The sequence below is a fragment of the Pantoea sp. X-Soil-TKNS-1207 genome (genome assembly GCF_059730485.1).
In genome coordinates, this window is record NZ_AP035961.1 from 124,358 (window position 1) to 143,792 (window position 19,435).

Below are 19,435 nucleotides of genomic sequence, written 5' to 3' on the forward strand. Positions count from 1 at the left end.
TTGCGGCAATAATATTACCGATATCTGTGTTAAATGGATGTCGGAATTTATTGCGGACAAGTCAGGAAAAATAACCTGCACATTATTAATGGAGAAATAAACATGAGCTTTATTACCACACCTGACACGACCCGGATTTTTTATAAAGACTGGGGTGACAAGCGTGCACAGCCGATTATTTTCTCGCACGGATGGCCTCTCAGTTCAGATGCTTGGGATGGGCAGATGCTCTTTCTGCTCCAGCAGGGTTATCGGGTGATTGCTCACGACCGTCGCGGTCACGGCCGCTCAGATCAGCCTGCTTATGGTAATGATATGGACACCTACGCGGATGACCTTGCCGCCCTTCTGGATGAGCTGGACATTACCAATGCGGTGCTGGTTGGCCACTCAACCGGCGGCGGTGAAGTGGCGCACTATATCGGGCGCCACGGCGTCGCCCGCGTGGCGAAAGCGGTTCTGGTTGGCGCCGTTCCGCCCATCATGGTTTCAACGGCGCAGTGGCCAGAAGGAACGGATATCAGCGTGTTTGATAATATCCGCAAAGGGGTACTGGAGAACCGCTCCGACTTTTACCTCAATCTGGCGATTCCTTTCTTTGGCATGAACCGCGATGGCGTTGAGATCAATGAAGGTCTGCGTCTCAGTTTCTGGAACCAGGGAATGGCGGGTTCGATTGTTGGTCAGTACGCCTGTATCAAAGAGTTTTCTGAAGTGGATTACACGGAAGACCTGAAAAAAATTACCGTTCCGGCGCTGATCGTTCATGGCGATGATGATCAAATTGTTCCCATCAGCCACTCAGGTATATTGTCGGCGGATATTATCCCCAATGCTGAATTAAAAATTTACCCTGGAGCTTCGCACGGTCTGGCGGCAACCCACCAGAATCAGCTGAATAATGATCTCCTTGCATTTATTAAGTCGTAACGCATAACGCCTTACAACCTCATGGATTAATGAGGTTGTAAATCCTTTTATTGATAAGGCATAGCAACCGATATCCCATATCCTTTTTATATTTATTGCTGAATGAAGGTATGTATGCGCCTGAAACTATCTGCATTAATTTATCCCTGCCTGATGCTGTTATTTATGGCAGACGCAAAGGCTGACGAACACGCCTCTCCGTCCGCCATGCGTAGCGCGCCTGAAACCGCGTTTATGCAGGAGAACCAGACCGCGATGGATAAGATGATGGCAGCCATGGATGTCACGCCGTCAGGCAACATCGACGAGGATTTTCTGGCGATGATGACCCCTCACCATCAGGGCGCCATCGATATGGCCATCGCGGAATTACGCTACGGCACAAACCCACAGCTCAGGCGTATCGCGCAGGAGATCATTGTCACCCAGCAGCAGGAGATCACCGCGATGTATCAGGCGCTGGGTAAACCGCTGCCTCCCGCACTGGCCGCCCCCGATCAGGTTGCGCCAGCGGCCAGTGTCGCCCGCTGATAATCCGTTCAGGCATCCGTGCACATTCCCTTTTTGACAGGATTAACTGAAATGAAAAAGCTCTACCGTACAGCGCTTGCCGCCGCTGTCGCGCTCTCTGCTTTGCCCGTGTTTGCCGGTCAGGCACCGTTCGCGGCTTCTGCCCCCGATATTCCTTTCAGCCACCACGACCGCGTCTATGCCGCTGAGCAGTTCTCGAATACGGTTTCTGTGACCGATCCGGCCAGTAATAAGCTGCTCGGCGTCATCCGGCTCGGTGATCCTCAGCCCGCTAACCTGAGTCCGCTGTATAAAGGCCAGGTGCTGGTGCACGGCATGGGTTTTTCACCAGACCGCAAAACGCTGGTTGTTGTCTCGATTGGCTCAAACTCCGTGAGCTTTATTGACACCGCCACCAATGCTGTCAGGCATGTCACCTACGTAGGGCGATCTCCGCATGAGGCCTTCTTCACCCCGGACGGGAAAGAGGTTTGGGTCACGGTGCGCGGTGAAGACTATGTTGCCGTGCTTGACGCCAGCAGCGGAGAAGAGAAGCTGCGTATCAAGGTCCCCGGCGGCCCTGGAATGCAGATTTTCTCGCCTGACGGGCAGTACGGTTACGTCTGCTCCTCTTTCAACCCGGAAACCGTGGTGATTGACGTCCGGACGCACAAAATTGTGGGAACAGTGAAGCAGGCCAGTCCGTTCTGCCCGAATATCGCGGCATCCCCGGACGGAAAACAGGTGTGGTTTACCCTTAAAGATACCGGGAAAGTGCAGGTCTTTAACGCTAAACCGCCTTTTGATGTGATTAAAACGCTGGATGCCGGTCCTATCACCAATCACGTCAACATTGTGCAAAACGCGCACGGCAGTTTCGCCTGGGTCACCGTGGGTGGACTCAACAGGGTGAACGTGTACCGCACGGATAACTTCGCGCAGGTTGCCTCTATCCCGGTTGGAAACCTTCCGCACGGCCTGTGGCCATCCGGTGACGGCAAGCGTATTTACGTGGGGCTTGAAAATGCCGATGCGCTCGCGGCTATCGACACGGCAACCTATAAAGTCATCGCGACGATTCCGATCGGGCAGGCACCGCAGGCCGTGGCCTATGTACCTGGAGCGGTTGCGGAAGGTGACGGGATGCAGGGATTACAGCCGCTGGGCGTGGCAGGCCAGGCGACGCATCTTCGCCTCCATTCAGTCACTGCCGCCCGCGATGCTCAGCCGGCGACAACCGTTTCGCTGTTTGAGCAGGGGATCACACAGGTTCTTCAGGCGTCGGCCACCGGACTCGAACCAAAACAGACCTATCTGCTGGCACTCTCCTCAGCAGCCGACGGTAAGGGCGAACTGGAGCCGCTGACCCGTTTTATGACCAATCCTGCGGGCGCAGCCATCGTGAACGCGGTTGGACCGATACGGCAGATAGTCGATGCCCGTCACGCGGATGAGCGTCGCTACCTAGTGATAGCCAAAGGCGACGGCAGCCAGCACGGCGAGATCGTTCAGGTGCAGGTTCCCTGAAGCCGGGTTGAACCCCACTGGAGTTATGGGAGCCATCCGTGATTAAAGCCCGCTGATTCAGGCGGGTTTTTACGTTCCTGATGCGCCATGCGCAACTTGGGGAATCGCCTGCTAAGCCGTGCGGACGGTCAGCAATGATAAACTCACCGCTAAGCCCATCGCCCCGGTGAGCTGATTTTGTGGCGTTTGCGACACATAATCAGTGATTTCCGGGGGCTTATCCTTTTCTGTCCGTAACGGACAGGAAAGGTTAGCGGCTTAGTTACAACAAACATTTATCGCGACTCAACACCAACGGGCCTTCGGCCCGCGCGGGGCGGCTTGCCAATGGGCACTCGGAATTTCAGGATGACATGGGACCCGGTTGCAACTGGCTCGATACAGATGTTCTGCGCAGGTGTTAAATCCAGAGGGGCACAATGGCGGGTTCTGGCGCTGGATTTTACCAGAAAGTGATTTGTTTGTTGTAACTAACTAAATACTTTATAACTTAACCTATCAGAAACATCGTCGGGGTTTGAGGGCCAATGGAACGAGAACGTACCTTAGGAGATAAATCTCACTGATGCACGATTCCCTGGCCCCATGCGATGCCAGGGGAAGAAAGCCATAATCACATTTTATGAATGTAATTCATAAGGGCCAGTGTTATACCTTATTAATGCGCCTCTTCCTTATATGCTACCCTGCATAAATTGAAAACAGACCATTATGGTCAGGGTTATAAATAATGCATGAGGTAATTTATGAAAGACATTATTGTTGCCATTGGCAGCGGTTCAATTGCACAGGCAATTGTGCGACGGGTTAGTATCGGAAAACATATTCTTCTGGCCGATATTAAAGCAGAAAATGCGCTAATCGCTGAAAAAGCGCTTTCTCGTGCTGGTTTTGAGGTTAGCACCACAACCGTTGATGTCAGTTCACGCCAGTCTATACAGCAGCTGGTGAAATTAGCTTGTGAATTAGGCGAAGTTAAAGGAATTATTCATACAGCAGGACTGTCGCCTTCACAGGCAAAAGCACAGGATCTTATCCGCGTTGATTTATTTGGCAGCGCCGTGCTTTTTGAAGAATTTGGCAAAGTTGTCGCGCCTGGAGGTTCTTGCGTGATGATAGGTTCGCAATCCAGCCATCGTTTAGCCGTAGACGCCCTGACTCAGGCTCAGGCGGATGATCTGGCAACGTTACCACCTGAAGAGTTGCTTGAAATACCTTTAGTGAAAGGAATTGACGACAGCTTATATGCTTATCAGATATCCAAGCGTTGTAATGCACTTCGCGTTATGTCTGAAGCGGTGAAGTGGGGGAAACGAGGTGCCCGAATTAACTGCATCAGCGCCGGTATTATCTTTACACCCCTAGCCTATGACGAACTTAACAGTGCAGAAAGAGGCGCATTTTACCGAAATATGCTTGATAAATCTCCGGCGGGTCGCGGTGGTACGCCAGATGAAATTGGCGCAATGGCAGAATTTCTGTTTGGCCCTAATGGTACTTATATTACTGGTAGCGATTTTCTGATTGATGGCGGCGCAACGGCTTCCTATAAATACGGAGAATTACACCCCTGACAGTATATTGATATTACTGGCTGTACGCAGGCACCCACAGTCAGCCAGCGCAGGCATCCGTCGCAGCGCGATAAATCGCGCTATCTTCATATTCAAATATTTTGACTTATTACAGCAAAACGCTCAGCTTTTACTCATCCGCCGACAGGTCTATTCTCTTTCCTATCGAGGCAGAACGCCTCACCACTTAAAAAAATCTCTGAGGAAATGACCATGAAATCTATCAAAACTTTCGTTGCAGTTGCGGCTCTGACCCTGGTTTCTTTCGGCAGCTTCGCACAAAGCATCACCGCTTCCGCCTCAACGCTGGATGGCGCCGAAGCCAAAATCGCGGCGCAGGCCAAACAGGCAGGTGCATCTTACAAAATTACCGGCGCACGCGTAGATAACGGCGCTTACCTGTCGGCTGAACTGACTAAATGAAGTAATAATTAGCACGATCACAGTTATCGCACTAATTATCAATTAAGAAACGATAACTATGGTTATTATTACTTCCATCGAAGGCGCACAACCTTCTAACCATACAAATTAAGGATTAAGACCATGAAAACTATCAAAGCTATGTCTATCGCCGCTGTTGCCGCTCTTTCCCTGATGTCATTCGGCAGCTTCGCTCAGAGCATCTCCGTGACCTCTTCAACGCTGGACGGTGCGGAAGCGAAAATCGCCGCTCAGGCAGCACAGCAGGGCGATCAGTACAAAATTACCGAAGCGAACACCAATAACCGTGTTCACATGACCGCAGAACTGTATAAATAACGGATGGTCGCAAAAGGAAGTGCCGGAAAAGGTCGCCCTCAGGGGCGGCCTTTTTCGCTTCTGGCTCCCGCATAAATTTGCCTGGCGGGAATCCGCGCCAGTCAGCGTCGCAAAGCGGCATCGAGATACAACAGGATCAGTAATGCACCAGCCCACCATCAACAGCATACTGGCTGCCGGTGACGTAGGTTGCCTCATCGGAAAGCAGGAAAAGCGCAACGGCCGCAGCTTCTTCTGCCGTACCGGCCCGGCCGAGTGGAACCTGACTGACCACAAAATCCTCAAATGCCTGCCGCGCCTCATCCGGCATAAAGTGTCTGAAGTTGGTATTTATCGGGCCGGGTACCAGTGTGTTGGCGCGGATTTGACGTGCGGCAAGTGCAGAGGCCCAGCTTTTTACCATGGCGATAACCGCACCCTTGCTTGCCGCATACAGACTGGTCATTGCGGCACCTTCATACACGGAGGATGAGGAGGTGACGAGAACTGAAGCGCCGGGATTAAGGAATTTTTCGAGCGCCGCCAGTTGCAGCATGGGGCCGCGAACGTTGGCGTTCATGATGCGATTGAATGCGTCTGCGGTAACGGACTCCGGTGCACCTACCTCGGCATAGCCGGCATTCAGCCATAATCCGTCAATGGCGCCCCAGCGGCGGATGGCTGCCTCAAGCCCGACAATGTCCGCTTCACTCGCGGCATCGTTTTGCAGGATAAGGGTCGATGCCGGTAACATGTTACGGGCGCGCTCAAGCCGTTCTTCATTCAGCCCTGTAATGGCGACCTGGCCACCTTCTCTTGCAATTCGCAGCGCGCCGGACAGTCCCATTCCACTGGTGCCGCCGGTAATCAGTACCCGTTTTCCGTGAAATCTACCCATGAAAAATCCCTCTGACGGTTTAATGGCCTTTAACCTTACCCATAACCCTACTGACCGTCATCTGTTTCAGCATGCAACGGTAGGCAGAACTTCAACGCCGTCAATCAAGGTGCGCGGGGTGAAAATTTCAGGCAAAGGAAGCCATTCTGCGTCATTCGGTTAGTGCGTTTTTTGCTGTGAGAATGAAGAATTTCTGGACGCTCATCTCAGGCTGCGATAGAAATCATCAATTCGCATTCGCATCTACTTCAGTAGTCCGCCTGAATATGACGGCAGCAACTTAAAAAGGATTTTTAATGAGACTGGTCCTCCGCCCTGCGTGTCCTTCATTCTTACTCCCCTACCTGGCACTTGAGGATGCTGAGACAAATCAGACCAGGGAAATCGTCCGACTTCGGCAGTCTCCCCTCATGCCGTATTCAAAATTATTGGGCAGACACGATTATCCTCATTTAGTTGACCTACTGAGGCGGCTATTTGAATACAAATGTTGCTATTGTGAATCACAGCTCGGATTATCAAGTGAAGGTGAGATTGAACAATTCAGGCCCAAAGGCACGGTATTGGATAGAGAAGGAAGACATTCTCATCGTTAATGGTATTTATCTGCCGACTGGAGAAACCTCTATTTAGCCTGCCCGGTATGCAACCGGAATAAAAGCGCGCGCTTCCCGTTAAAGGGAGAGTCTGCTCCGGAAGGCTGGGGCTATGACAGGGTCATGGCTTTTGAACAACCGCTGCTACTTGACCCCTGCCATGATGATCCGGATGAACATCTTGCCATAGCGCCCGATGGCAGACTGATTGGATTGACCGAGCGAGGACTCACAACAATTGAGACGCTGATCCTGAACAGAGAAGCGCTGGTCCTCGCCCGCCAACTGGAAATTCAAAAATTTCAGGAAACCACATCCATAACCCGGGCTGAGAATGCGGCGGGCAGATCGCCCTATTCTCTCGTCTGGCGACAGTTACTTTCTGGCAAATCTCTGACTGAACGTATGCCGGCTGATAATGAACAACTGATCAGGCAGCAGGAAAGTTATGAAACTTCGCTTTCCGATTTTTCAACTGAAAGCGCCAGTGAAGAGGATAAAGAAAAATATCGCGCGCAGGCTCGCTATATAGAAAAGATTTCCATCATCAATTTCGGTCCTGTTGAGAAACTGAGCCTGGATCTGAGCGCGCCCAATGCCAGCAGAATTCCCTGTTTTGCCCTGCTGGGTGAAAATGGGGTTGGGAAAAGTACCGTCCTTCGCGCGATCGCCATGACTCTCAGCGGTAAAAATTATCTGCGTAAGTTAAAACTTACCAGTAACCGTTTTCTCCCGGAACGCGCCTATAGCGGAGAGGTTAAGGTGACCTGTGCTGACAGGTCAGAATATGTGATGACCTTAACCAGAAACAAACCCATTGCACTCAGCCATGAGAGGCCTCAATCGCTTCTTCTGGCCTATGGCGCCACCCGTCTTCTGCCGTCAAAAAACCGGAAAAGCAAGTCCGGGGAAGCGTTTGCCAAAATAGATAACCTTTTTGACCCTTTCCTGCCACTGACAGACCCTAAGGCGTGGTTACTTGAACAGGATGAGAGCCGGGTTGCTGACATCAATTCGGTTCTGAACAACCTGCTGCCAGCAGATCAACAGCTTGAATTGCAAATTGGCCGTGATAATGAGGTCAGGATCTCAATATGCAACGATCCCTATCGCGAATTCAGCGAACTGAGTGATGGCTATCAGGGTATGCTCGGCATCGCCGTTGACATGATGAAGATCCTCTATGATGTCTATGATTCCATGGAATCTGCCCAGGGAATTGTATTGATTGATGAGTTAGGAAATCACTTCCATCCTGCCTGGCGCCTTCAGCATGTTACCGCCTTACGCAATGCCTTCCCGAACATTCAATTTATCTACAGCACGCACGACCCTCTCTGCCTCAGAGGGTTGCAGGAAGGGGAAGTTGCGGTGCTGCGACGCGACAAGTCCAGGCGAGTTTACGCCTTAGAAGACCTACCTCCGGTCGACAGATTCCACGTTGAGCAACTACTCAAATCTGAACATTTTGGCCTGCGCAGTACGGTCGATCCTTCTCAGGAAGAGAGAATTAAGGAATATGAAGATCTGCTGTCCGTTACATCACGAGATGCAGAACAGGAAACTCGCCTGGATGAACTGATCCGCGAACTGACAGATGAAGATTATCTCGGCGAGACACGGCGTGAACGTTTGGCACTCAAGCTGATAGACATGGAATCAGCAACCGCCATCCCTTATCAGTCATCAGTGAGCGCCAGAGAGTTATCGGAAGGAACAATTTCTAAACTTCGTCGCATCATGAATGAAATAGATAACAGGGTGGAGAAGCATCATGATTAAAATAAACCGCCCGGATGGTTCCGAACCCGCTGAATTACGAAAAGATGCGGCGAAGGAGCTACGTCGCAATCGCGTAAAATACCGAAACGGTGAAACACTCAGTTTCAAAGTCTATTCAAACCTGTATGTCAAAAAAGCGCTTAATGACATATTTAATCTAAAGTGTGCCTTTTGTGATTCCAGACTAAATGGAGCCGGAGACGTTGAACACTACCGGCCTAAAGGTAAAGTGCATATCAAAGTCGGTAAAGCCGTACATAAAATTGAGGGCTATTACTGGCTGGCAGCGAGCTGGAACAACCTCCTCATCTCCTGTGTTGACTGTAATCAACTCAGAAATCAGCTGGCTGAAGATGGTGTGACATGGAGTCTGACCGGCAAAGGCTGCTTCTTCCCACTGGAAAATGAAGCGTCACGCGCAAAAGGCCCGCGCAGTATTAAGTCTGAACAACCACTTTTAATTAATCCCTGTTTAACAGACCCAGAGCAGCACATCAGATTACTGGAAAACGGCAGCATCGAGCCGGTTCAGATAAATGGTCTCCCCAGCCTGCAGGGAGAGTCAACGATAGAAATATGCGGATTGACACGCGTGGAACTTCTTAAGTCCCGTGCGGAGAGAGCTATATTTATCAAATCAACCATCAGACGTATTATCCGGGATATTGAGGAAGGAAAAGATCCTGCTGATGATCTTAATGACCTGCTTATTATGCTGGACAAATCAGCCCCTTATCTGGCGTTAGCGCGCAGCCTCACAAGAGATAAGCTGGGACCCTACATTAATTCACTGGGCCTGGCCCCGTTACTGTGACCGGAGTCAACCCCCGCAGTTTACGCAATGCGGCAGCTGCTTTTGTTTGAATGCAGAAAACCACCGGCCCTTCAGCCACACCCGGTGTTGAAGGCTGAGCTACCGCTTATGCTTCCCCCTGGTGGTGGTAAATTAAGCGGAATCAGCCGTTTCGGCCGGATACATGCCGCCTGAGAGAATGCCGCCCGGATTGACCACGCGCGATACCTGTGGCTTTTCAATATCAGTACAGGCCGATTTTTCGGGCTTGATCCTCATTCAAACCCTGTCGATCTCATTCTGTCGTGCCATATCGTCTCCTCAGGCCTGCATTATTCCGCACGCAATGATATAAACATGTTTTTGTATTTTAGAGCCGATGGCTGACACGCATTGATTGCTCACAGCAAGGACATCATCATGCGCACTGATTACACCAATCCCGATAACTTAAAAAAACTCCTCAATACCATTGACCCCTGGGCTGAAAGCCCGGTGTGGCTGACCAATCTCCACCAGTTTATTGTTGATGTCAGTAAGGCTGATCTTGAGACGCGTTCGTCTGTCGAGTTTCAGCAACGTCTTTGGAACTTAAACCCGATCAGCAACGCTGCGCAGGGGGCGATTGATGTCAGCAATGCCATTGCTGATGACTCGTTCCGCCGCTGGGTGGCGGAACAATCCCTGGAATCCCTGGATAACAAAGACCCCGAAGCCTGTGCGTTCTGGCTGGAGAATTTTTACCAGGAGTTACTACAGCGCATCAGGCCGTTTACGACGGCAACGCCCTACTTAAAGACCATGCGCGTTTTGGCTGCTCTCTGGCCGCGCAGGATAACCAGTCTGAGTAGTTTTACCCCAGCCTATGACATTGCCCGGATTTGGTTTGGTACGACTGACTACACCGCTGTCAGATTGCAGCTATCGATAACAGACCGGATGAACAGCCTGCTGGGGGAAGTGGGCGATGAGATGAGGGCTGTGGCAACGCGCATGACCTTGCCCTGGTTAGCCTTGAGAAAAATACAGCAGAGTGAAAACCAGGAACAATCAGAAGAGTTAGGCGAATCCGGTGACATTACTTTGCAGCACAGACCGGCAGAGCAGCGTCGTAAGGGGCTGACATCATTAACAGGCGGTATCAGCACAATAAAAAGCGTGCTTTATTTTCTGGAAACGCCAAAAACTCGCAATGATTTGATCGATTTCCTTCAGGAAGAATTTCCCGACTCAAAAAACAGCACCCTGAGCACAATCATCAGCATCCTCAGCAATGAATTTTTCGTCATTGAAAAAGACCGGGATTTGTTCTCCCTGTCCTCACGCGGAGCAGCTTTTCTCCGAACGCAGGACCCGCAGGAGCTTATTCCTGTCATGATCACCCATATTCTCGGCGTGGATCATGTTTTACGCGCGATGCATGACGAGAGTAAAAGCTTTTCGCAACTGCTGGCACTACTCCGGCAGGTTCATGCGGGGTGGACATCTGAGACGGTACCGCGTTCGATACTCAGCTGGCTGATTCAGCTGGGTTTAGTGGAGAAGGATGACCGGAAAGCATATAGCCTGACCGATGAAGGCAAAGTGTGGTCCAGCCGGATTACCTGGCAACCCGAGTTTCTGCCACAGGCGCCGGTTATTGAAACAGACCTGGAAGCTGAAGGGATTGCTGCTGAATTTAACGCTCATGCGCTGGATATGAATGCAGTCATTAACGCTGTCGTCAGGGACAGCGCTTTTCAGAGAGACCAGGTAGAGCAGCTTCACCTTGGGTTGTGGGCGAACAAACAACGACACTTTGCAATACTTGCCGGTCTCTCGGGATCAGGCAAAACACAGCTTGCGCTGCGGTACGCGCAGGCACTGACTTCGCATCATGCTGGCTCCTCCTTTGCCGAGGATGAGAAGTCCTATTTCATACAGCCCGTGCTGCCCGGCTGGTACGATCCCTCGGCCCTTTTAGGCTATATCAATCCCCTGCGCCCTGAGAGCTACACTCGTACCCCGTTGTTAAACTTTCTGCTTGAAGCGGCAAATACACCAGACAGACCGTTTGTGGTCATTCTCGATGAGATGAATCTCTCGCATCCGGAGCATTACTTTGCGCCTTTCCTGTCTGCAATGGAGTCAGGAGCACCATTAATGCTTCACAGTGAAGATGACATGTTCGACGGTGTTCCAGCGAGAATGCGTTATCCCGCCAATGTGGCTTTCATCGGAACACTGAACATGGATGAGACCACCCACGGCCTGTCCGATAAAGTTCTGGACAGAGCATGGACGATGGAGTTCTGGGATATCGACCTGAGCGCCTTCCCTGGCTGGAAAACCTGTGGTTTGAGCGATGATGAACAGACCCATGTCCGCAACGTTTTAGATACATTGATGAGGCACCTGCAGCCTGAACGGTTGCACTTTGGCTGGCGTACCATTGAGGACGTTCTGAGTTATCTTTCTCTCGCGCGTCAGTCTGCGTCTTTCAAAATGGATAATGCCCTGGACGATGTTATCTACGCGCGCATTCTGCCCAAGCTGCGCGGTTCAGACAGCGAGCGCCTGCGAAACCTGCTTAGAGCAAGCCATTCGGCCTGTGAGCAATTCGGCCTGAAGCGCTGCATGAGCAAATTAGCCTCGTTAGCCGCCGATTTAGAAAACGCAGGCATGATGAGGTTCTGGCGCTGATATGAAGCTAAGGGTCTGGCCGGAAGAAAACAGGTACTCAGAACACTGTGCGGTTCTGGATCAGGTCAATCAGCCAGTGACAGGATTCTCGGAGTTGCGCAGATATCTGATCGAATGCCCCCCGGAATTGCAGGGTGCTCAGCTTTATGCTGATGATGCCTGTCTGCAAAAAGTGGCGGGTTACTGGCTCTGGCAACCTGGCTTCTATGCCGGTGAAGTTGACCTCGAGCTTGTGCTGGACGATAAGGTTACTACTGTTAGCTGGCGAGCAGACGTCAGTAATGACCCGTTGAAAAGTGGCAAAGAGGCCTATCAGCAATTCCTCCGGGATATCATTGCGTTTGACAGCTCAAGGCTTGCAGGCAGTGAACCCGCGCAACATCAGCTGGGAGGCATTTCACGCTATGCAAGCGTCTGGCTGCGGTACGCGCGAATAAAGCAGTTTTTCCAGCGATACCAACAGGGGCTGAAAGCGGTTCTTCATCAGCCGGTTTACGGATACCAGCAGCAGACAAAACAGTCCCCCCTCGGCAGGCTGAAACAACTGACACCATCCGTAGTACAGCAGCTTGGTCGATATGCTGATCTACTGGCCGGAGGCTCTGCGCAGCCACGGCACTGCATTACCGATATTCATCAATTCCAGGTACAGGCAACACATGCTGATATCACCTGGGACACCCCGGCTAACCGCCAACTGAAGTACCAGCTACAGCTGATTGATCGCCGGGTAACGCAGGTCCTTACGGCGCTGAAGCACATTAACCGAGATGAAATCAACGAGACATCGGATACCCGCACCAGCGTGGCTGACCGGCTGGGCAGGAGAATTGACTATCTGCACAGTGTGAGAAGGTTACTGCGTAACACCGTCGAACAGATGCCTTTTTCAGCTACGCGTTCAGACCAATCATATGGCCTGGATTTTGACGCTATTGCAGGACATCCTCACTATCAGCTGACCTGGCGCATGGGCGTAAGAATACTTCGCGAGGGCATATCCGGCCTGGCCAGCGATGAAAATCATTATCTGATACCCAGCTGGGATGTTTATGAGGCCTGGTGTTTTGTCGCGTTAGCAGAAGGATTAAAACGAAAATTTCCGGGTCTGCATTGGCAACTATCGCAACATTCAGGAAGACTCACACTTCGGGCCAATCAGAATGGCCTGGCTATCAAACTGCATAGCCAAAAGGCCTTCCCTGCGGTGTTAAGGCGACAATTAAAGAATGACGACATGCCCTACTCTGTCAGCTCGATGCGCAGGCCTGACCTTGTTCTGGAAGTGACGCGAGCGGGCATAACACAGTTTATCTGCCTGGACAGTAAATACACCTCCCGGGGGAAACGTATTCTTGAAGAGATGACATCCGCGCATATCTATCACGATAGCCTGCGATTACAGCAAAAGCGGCCGATACTTTCTTTGCTACTGGTCCCGCGCAATGCGGAACTTGAAAGACTGGAGTGTGAATCCTGGTGGCAACAGCATCAGACGGGATGTTTTACTCTGAATACTGCTGAGGGTGCTTCCGTATTGCTCGACAGACTTTGGGAGCGTCTTCAGAAGAGTGAGTATTCAGTGTCTGCAAATGAAGCGTAGATCCGCAAAAAACGCTATCTATAAACGCCCTGAACGGTATGTCTGATGCTGAGTGACAATCTCACTCGGGCTGACATATGCGATATCCCCTTAACAATCAGTAATACCTTTCACCTTTATGTCAGATCTCAGAGATTACCCGCGCGGGACACACCAACAAAAAAGGCCACCCGATGGGCAGCCTGATTTGGCACTTCCTTATGCGACCATACTTATTTGGTCAGTTCAGCTGACAGATAAGCACCGTTATCTACACGCGCACCGGTGATTTTGTAGGATGCGCCAGCCTGTTTTGCCTGAGCCGCAATTTTGGCTTCTGCACCGTCCAGCGTAGAGGCGGAAGCGCTAATGCTTTGTGCAAAGCTGCCGAATGAAACCAGTGACAGAGCCGCAACTGCAACGAAAGTTTTGATAGATTTCATGGTCATTTCCTCAGAGATTTTTTTAAGTGGTGGAGCGTTTTGCCCCGATGTGAGAAAGAATAGACCTGTCGACCGGCGATTAAAAGCTGATCGTTTTGCTGAAAAAATTCAAAATATTTGAATATAAAAATAGCGTCATTTATCGCGCGGCACAGCCGGGAAACGGCGAGTCTGTCTGGTCCAGGAAGCGGAAGTAAACAGGAACCTTCAGAGAGGCGCCCGATGCTCCGGCATTCATAACTATGGCCACCCATTCGTCCAGATTCTCTGTACTCTCCAGCGGATAACCCCGTATCCATATACAACGCCATTTTCTCCCCCGCTGCTTTTTATCCCATCACTGCTATCCGGATGTTCGGGTGATTTGCAGCAGTGCCAAAAGCTGTCACTGGCCAAAAAAATAAGTAAATACAATTAATAAAAAATGGAACCCATTGTCCGGTAAACTGACATCCCGATTCCTCAATAACCTGAAATAGCGGTAAATCGTGGCGTAAATCTTCTTATCACCCCCAATACACCCATGTTAACCTCTTCAGATATGATTAGTTTTATTTCACAATCCCTCAGGTGAATGATGGTACGTTACGACTTCAGGCAGCGAAGAGCCGCCAGTTTCGTTCTTACTTTTCTCGTTCTATCCGCAATCTCTGTTTCATCCATCTCTGCGTTTGCGAATGGATGTACGGCGGGCAAGCTGCACGGTGCGCGCCTCCCTGTATCGTGCCTCTGGTGAATAAAATTCCCGGCCGCCGCCCCCTGGCCGTTTCAGAACACTCACAGCACCACGGACGTCTTTGCCTTAGCGCACAGGCTCCGGGGAATATTTACCCAACCATGGAGAAGCCGGGCTTATGACCCAGGATAGCAAGCAACCCCTGACACAGATTGAGAAAGATCAGCAGGAGGCCCGAGAGGGTTTGTTACGTATGAAGGAAGAGCTTGGACTGAAGGAGACTCCCGTGGCGCGTGCTGCTCCTGCTAAGGAGAAATCGCCGGAAGACGAAGCCATTGAATTGTCGAAAAGAGAGCTGAAAACAGAAATTGCCAGTAAAAAGCAGTCTGTTGAGCAGCGCGAAAAAGAAGCTAAAGACAGGCGTTCACAGCTGCTTAATGCCGTCCGGGTTTCTGCACCGGAGATCAACAAACCGCTGGTCGAAACGTTTGAGCGTCTTAGTCTGGAAAAACAACAATTTGCCCAGAAGGAACTCGTCCGGTTATTCAAAAACGACGCGCAACTACAGAGCGCCACGGATTTCTTTGACCTTAACCTCGCACAGCGGGAAGACCTGCTCGACAGGATTGGATTCTATAAAGGCCTGATCATAGACCACAGTCTCTCTAATCCGGTCGAAAGTGGATTCAGGGAAGTCCTGAAGCGACATGACTCCGCAAAACCCGGGTCGTGCAAAATTGCCACCCTTCTTTATCGCAAGCCAAACTTCTCAGGCTATTTCGAGAATTACTACACCTCATCTGAATCCCTTCATCAGGTGCAAAAAAACGGCGTAACCAATATCTCAACATCTCTGAACGTGGTGGCGGGTACCGCAGCCACTGTCGGCGTCGGCGTCTCTGGCGCCTATCACAATGCAGAATCAGAGAATGGCGGCGTCAAGGGACAAACCATCTACACAACAGCTAACTTTTTCCTGCCCAAAGTTGAACTCTCGTTTGATGAATCTGAGCCCTGCGCCAGCGATGAATTTGAATATGCCTGTGAGCAGGCCCTGACAAACGGCAGCATCGAAGCCTGCTTTTCGGCATTGGTAGCGGTGCTGGGAAGTTTTGGTCATTTTGTCTCGACCCAGACGCTGGTGGGTGGCCGCTTGTTCGCCACCGATGTGAAGGTGCTGACCGGCACCGAACAGGACGCCTCGATGACAACAAGCTTCGCGGCCAAAATCAAGGTCGGTGTGGAAACATGGACAGCATCAGTTGAAGCCGGTGTGGCTGCTGATTATGGAAAACAGACCGATTCACGTAACAAAACTGTCGATGAAACACAGACGTACACCATTCATGCCGTTGGCGGCGAGGGCACCGTTGTGGAACAGGCCGGACGCTGGGCGGAATCGCTATATGAATACCAGCGATGGGCAGCAGTGCAACGTGAAAAACTTATTCCAAGTATTGATGTACTGAGTAAAGGTCTGAAAACACGGGTATGGGATACGTTAAAGAAATATGCGGCCAGGAACACGACATCGCATCTGACGGGCGAGTGCAACGCCTATTTCCTCTTCTATGGTGCCTATGTCACCGAAGTCGGTCACCTCGCAAGACCTGATTATGTGGTGATTAAAAATGCTGCCAGCCAGCATTGCCTCTCAATCCGAGGAGAGACACCACAGTCCCCGGAACTGTCAGCCAGGCTGTTCGACTGGACGCGTCAGCTCCTCTGGCGCGTCACGCCGGAAGGGCATCTTGTCAGCGCTGTTTCGGTAAAGAGCGGATTTCCGGGACAAAAAAAATCGGTGGAATTTGCCCTGACAGTCCTTGAACCGTCACCGGTTGCGGCAGAAAAGAGCGAAACGGCAAAAGGTGCCAGCGAACCTCCGAAAGAGAAAAGCCTGCCAGCAAAAGAGTCATTACCACTTGGCCTTTGTGAGCTGGGTTCTTCCCCTTACCAGAAATGGGCTTTCACCGGTCGTGGTGAGCTACACAATGCTGCGTACGGCAATGATTACGTACTCACCCTGCCGTTAAATGGGAAACCTGAGTTTCGTCTGCGGCAGAGCGTTCAGTCAGGAGCCTGTCTGTGGCGTATTGATGAAGCGACGCCGGAAGACCTGGCAAGCATCGACGCTTATGAGTGCTATGGCAAATTGGTCCATCCAGGCGGTCTGGTACTGTCGGTGGAGGGATGTGAAGACGCTGATTACAGCTTTGGGCGATCGGAACAACGCAGAGTGCTCCTGCAACCCGACATCGGTGGGCGTCACCAGCTGTGGAATCGAAAAAAGGACGGAACAATCACCTCTGCGCTCCGTATTGGTAGCAGCAACCCTTCGCAATCTTCCGATGTCTATCTGACCCTGAATGCGCAAAAGCGCATCATCGCGCAAGGCAACAGCCTGTCAGCAGAAGTGCTGAGATGCGATACGGATGACATGTTCTATACGGGCGATGTGCCGGCTAATAAGTTTTATATCTTCGCCGCCACTAATCCAGGTGAGTCAGGCCAGCCCGTTGGCCTGAACGCCGAGAACGCGAAGTTCCTCAGGTATCAGGAAGTGGCGGCAGGGACCCTGCCCGCGGGCTTCGGCACAAGCATACCTACAGGCAAGGCGCAGATTTGCAAGAAGTTGAAAACCGTGGATAAACGGGAACTGAAAGTCGACGGCTACCTGACCGGGATTGAGTTTGTACTCGAAGAACGTGGAAAAGGTCGTACGTTTGTTGATGGTGAATATCACCGTCTGAAAATGAAGATAACCGTACAGAGACAGAACGGTAGCGCGACAGAAGTCTGGGATGACGAACCTAATGACCCGAAGGTGGATCGGGACTATCTGCGGGACGAGGGTGAGGTCCGCGTAGACGACCGTTTCCTGATCCTGCCCGAGGAACCTATCTATGCTGTCAGGCTGCGGGTTCACGATAGCCCGCAGAAACACCTCGCCTTTGAATACCAGCTGGTTAATAACGGCCCCTGGATTGGACTTTCCGGCGTCAGCGAAAGCGCACGGGTACTGGATATAAATGAAATCAAAGTCCCCTCAGGCACGGATTCGGAGGCGGTGTATAAGACCAAGATTCGAGGGATCGCCCTGGATTATGACGTTGCGGCGAGAACGCTCAGACCAAAAATTTTACGCCGGATTACCGGATAACGTTCGCCCGTTACCTGTCTGGCGCTAAAGCGTCATTTCTCTTCGAGAGCCAGCGCGGAATGTAACGCGCTGGCGCTGATCGACTATCGTAATCCGGGAGTAATATGCGATACGAACAAAACACTGACAGATATAAGTATGAACAGGCAGACCTGCAACCCTTTCCAGCAGATTGCATGAGAGACAGAAAAACGAATGGTTTTGTGAACTCAGTAAGGGATTTTTTCTTAAGTACGTTACCCGAGGTGACCATTAAGGCAGAAGTGAGCGTTATTGTCTGCCCATGGTGCCTTGAATATACCGGGCGTCATGCAACGCAGGTTGATCATATTATTCCCAAGCAAATTTATATGCGCTACCAGCTTTATAAGGACAAAGACAATCTGCCTCTAAATACCATCATCTATTCAAAGCTTGAAGAGTATTTACACCATACGGATAACCTATTGATTTGCTGCAATGATTGCAATAATGCCAAGGGCGATGATTTCCCGGAAATGCTGAAAATGGAAGAGGCAGATAACTTCCATCGCCGCTACCTGACAAATTTTTCTGACTTCGAGAGAAAGACACGGTTAGCCCGTGAGATCATGTCAGTATACTTACCACATGGCGACGCAGTCCTCTTCGACTATCTTGCCAGATGGATGCATAAGCCATTGTCTCAGGGGATCTTAGTAAATCCGCTATTGAATGACGGTGAAAAACAAATCCGTAGCTGGAGGGCACCGGGCGCCAATGCACCATTCAGAGCTTTTCAGGTAATCGATACCCTGGCAACACATCAGGTCATGACTGAGGTGGGCAGATGGACAGGGAAAGTCTGTTTTTATTGCCTTGGCGTTTACCAAGACATGGCATTTCAGATAGATCATATAGACGCCAGGTTGAAAGGACAAAACTACGAAATAAATAATTCGGATGCCAATTTACTGGCAGTATGCCGTGGATGTAACGCGGCAAAATCGGATAATCCAATCACCACAGGATTTTTAATTGGTCAGGTAAGTGAACGTATAGACCGGGGATGGCCGGGGATTGAAAGTGCCGACTGGTACGAAGGTCATAATAAGGCCCAGGTGATCAGAGACGCCTATGTCATTCAGGAGAGATTACTTCATATGCATCTCAACCCTCCCTCTAATAGCGAAGTGAATAAATTTATCAATGAATCTCATGCACGGATAAAAGCAAGAAAAAAAGAGGGGTTGGGGATGCAACTGGAGGAATAATGGCTGACGAAGAAACGTCAACCACATAGAATCATTCAGTGCCTGGTCACAATACAGAAAACGCCCGTGCGGTTCTCTGGGGGCGACCCAGATCCGCCGGTGCGTTGATCGGTATGTCTAATGCAGAGTGACAATATCTCACCGGGCCTGACATATGCGGTATCCCATAAACTTCGAGCAATGTTACACCCGCTTTAGCCTGTGCTTCACTGCCACCATTCACCGGCTGTTTTGACTTTTGGTGGAATGTGATCAACACCAACCCGCTGCCAGTAACCAGTCTGGCCTGGTTCCGACGATTACCGCCAA

14 protein-coding genes are annotated in these 19,435 nt (G+C 50.9%); 12 read left to right on the top strand and 2 right to left on the bottom strand.

What is annotated here, in order from left to right; translation table 11 throughout:
- Positions 1–102 precede the first annotated feature (102 nt).
- The 6 genes from AC6I8V_RS26495 (at position 103) to AC6I8V_RS26520 (ending at position 5,303) form a co-directional block, all read left to right on the top strand.
- Positions 103–930, top strand: coding sequence for an alpha/beta fold hydrolase (locus AC6I8V_RS26495; protein WP_497847079.1), 828 nt, complete (start codon positions 103–105; stop codon positions 928–930).
- Between the two features lie 165 nt (positions 931–1,095).
- Positions 1,096–1,461 (top strand): DUF305 domain-containing protein, encoded by a 366-nt coding sequence (locus AC6I8V_RS26500; RefSeq protein ID WP_497847080.1) that lies wholly within the window; start codon positions 1,096–1,098, stop codon positions 1,459–1,461.
- A 51-nt stretch (positions 1,462–1,512) separates the two neighbouring features.
- A complete protein-coding gene (locus tag AC6I8V_RS26505) occupies positions 1,513–2,967 on the top strand; it encodes a YncE family protein (RefSeq protein ID WP_497847081.1) in 1,455 nt (484 codons plus the stop codon).
- Positions 2,968–3,713: 746 nt separating this feature from the next.
- Positions 3,714–4,541, top strand: a complete 828-nt coding sequence (locus AC6I8V_RS26510; protein WP_497847082.1) for an SDR family oxidoreductase — start codon at positions 3,714–3,716, stop codon at positions 4,539–4,541.
- 213 nt (positions 4,542–4,754) lie between these two features.
- A complete protein-coding gene (locus AC6I8V_RS26515; RefSeq protein WP_497846357.1) occupies positions 4,755–4,964 on the top strand; it encodes a DUF1471 domain-containing protein in 210 nt (69 codons plus the stop codon).
- A 123-nt stretch (positions 4,965–5,087) separates the two neighbouring features.
- On the top strand, positions 5,088–5,303 hold the full coding sequence (locus AC6I8V_RS26520; protein ID WP_497846136.1) for a YdgH/BhsA/McbA-like domain containing protein: 216 nt from the start codon (positions 5,088–5,090) through the stop codon (positions 5,301–5,303).
- 136 nt (positions 5,304–5,439) lie between these two features.
- Here the strand turns inward: AC6I8V_RS26520 and AC6I8V_RS26525 are convergent, their stop codons facing one another.
- Positions 5,440–6,180, bottom strand: coding sequence for an SDR family oxidoreductase (locus AC6I8V_RS26525; protein ID WP_497847083.1), 741 nt, complete (start codon positions 6,178–6,180; stop codon positions 5,440–5,442).
- Between the two features lie 719 nt (positions 6,181–6,899).
- Between AC6I8V_RS26525 and AC6I8V_RS26530 the strand changes: the two genes are divergently transcribed.
- The 4 genes from AC6I8V_RS26530 (at position 6,900) to AC6I8V_RS26545 (ending at position 13,636) form a co-directional block, all read left to right on the top strand.
- Positions 6,900–8,558: an AAA family ATPase gene (locus AC6I8V_RS26530; protein WP_497847084.1), complete on the top strand. Its 1,659-nt coding sequence runs from the start codon at positions 6,900–6,902 to the stop codon at positions 8,556–8,558.
- Positions 8,551–9,372 (top strand): HNH endonuclease family protein, encoded by an 822-nt coding sequence (locus tag AC6I8V_RS26535; RefSeq protein WP_497847085.1) that lies wholly within the window; start codon positions 8,551–8,553, stop codon positions 9,370–9,372. Before AC6I8V_RS26530 ends, AC6I8V_RS26535 begins: the two co-directional genes overlap by 8 nt.
- A gap of 399 nt (positions 9,373–9,771) precedes the next feature.
- A complete protein-coding gene (locus AC6I8V_RS26540) occupies positions 9,772–12,033 on the top strand; it encodes an McrB family protein (RefSeq protein ID WP_497847086.1) in 2,262 nt (753 codons plus the stop codon).
- Position 12,034: 1 nt separating this feature from the next.
- The gene (locus AC6I8V_RS26545) at positions 12,035–13,636 is read left to right on the top strand and encodes a DUF2357 domain-containing protein (RefSeq protein WP_497847087.1); all 1,602 of its coding nucleotides are present in this window, start codon (positions 12,035–12,037) and stop codon (positions 13,634–13,636) included.
- A gap of 212 nt (positions 13,637–13,848) precedes the next feature.
- On the opposite strand, the gene AC6I8V_RS26550 is transcribed toward AC6I8V_RS26545, so the two are convergent.
- The gene (locus tag AC6I8V_RS26550; protein WP_497847088.1) at positions 13,849–14,058 is read right to left on the bottom strand and encodes a DUF1471 domain-containing protein; all 210 of its coding nucleotides are present in this window, start codon (positions 14,056–14,058) and stop codon (positions 13,849–13,851) included.
- 854 nt (positions 14,059–14,912) lie between these two features.
- Between AC6I8V_RS26550 and AC6I8V_RS26555 the strand changes: the two genes are divergently transcribed.
- Complete coding sequence (locus tag AC6I8V_RS26555; protein ID WP_497847089.1) at positions 14,913–17,894, top strand: hypothetical protein; 2,982 nt, start codon at positions 14,913–14,915, stop codon at positions 17,892–17,894.
- 104 nt (positions 17,895–17,998) lie between these two features.
- Complete coding sequence (locus AC6I8V_RS26560) at positions 17,999–19,126, top strand: HNH endonuclease (RefSeq protein ID WP_497847090.1); 1,128 nt, start codon at positions 17,999–18,001, stop codon at positions 19,124–19,126.
- The last annotated feature ends 309 nt before the right edge of the window (positions 19,127–19,435 follow it).

Coding starts and splice junctions, on each gene's coding strand:
- AC6I8V_RS26495 (WP_497847079.1), top strand. CDS start 103: ATGAGCTTTATTACCACACCTGACACGACCCGGATTTTTTATAAAGAC.
- AC6I8V_RS26500 (WP_497847080.1), top strand. CDS start 1,096: ATGGCAGACGCAAAGGCTGACGAACACGCCTCTCCGTCCGCCATGCGT.
- AC6I8V_RS26505 (WP_497847081.1), top strand. CDS start 1,513: ATGAAAAAGCTCTACCGTACAGCGCTTGCCGCCGCTGTCGCGCTCTCT.
- AC6I8V_RS26510 (WP_497847082.1), top strand. CDS start 3,714: ATGAAAGACATTATTGTTGCCATTGGCAGCGGTTCAATTGCACAGGCA.
- AC6I8V_RS26515 (WP_497846357.1), top strand. CDS start 4,755: ATGAAATCTATCAAAACTTTCGTTGCAGTTGCGGCTCTGACCCTGGTT.
- AC6I8V_RS26520 (WP_497846136.1), top strand. CDS start 5,088: ATGAAAACTATCAAAGCTATGTCTATCGCCGCTGTTGCCGCTCTTTCC.
- AC6I8V_RS26525 (WP_497847083.1), bottom strand. CDS start 6,180: ATGGGTAGATTTCACGGAAAACGGGTACTGATTACCGGCGGCACCAGT.
- AC6I8V_RS26530 (WP_497847084.1), top strand. CDS start 6,900: ATGGCTTTTGAACAACCGCTGCTACTTGACCCCTGCCATGATGATCCG.
- AC6I8V_RS26535 (WP_497847085.1), top strand. CDS start 8,551: ATGATTAAAATAAACCGCCCGGATGGTTCCGAACCCGCTGAATTACGA.
- AC6I8V_RS26540 (WP_497847086.1), top strand. CDS start 9,772: ATGCGCACTGATTACACCAATCCCGATAACTTAAAAAAACTCCTCAAT.
- AC6I8V_RS26545 (WP_497847087.1), top strand. CDS start 12,035: ATGAAGCTAAGGGTCTGGCCGGAAGAAAACAGGTACTCAGAACACTGT.
- AC6I8V_RS26550 (WP_497847088.1), bottom strand. CDS start 14,058: ATGAAATCTATCAAAACTTTCGTTGCAGTTGCGGCTCTGTCACTGGTT.
- AC6I8V_RS26555 (WP_497847089.1), top strand. CDS start 14,913: ATGACCCAGGATAGCAAGCAACCCCTGACACAGATTGAGAAAGATCAG.
- AC6I8V_RS26560 (WP_497847090.1), top strand. CDS start 17,999: ATGCGATACGAACAAAACACTGACAGATATAAGTATGAACAGGCAGAC.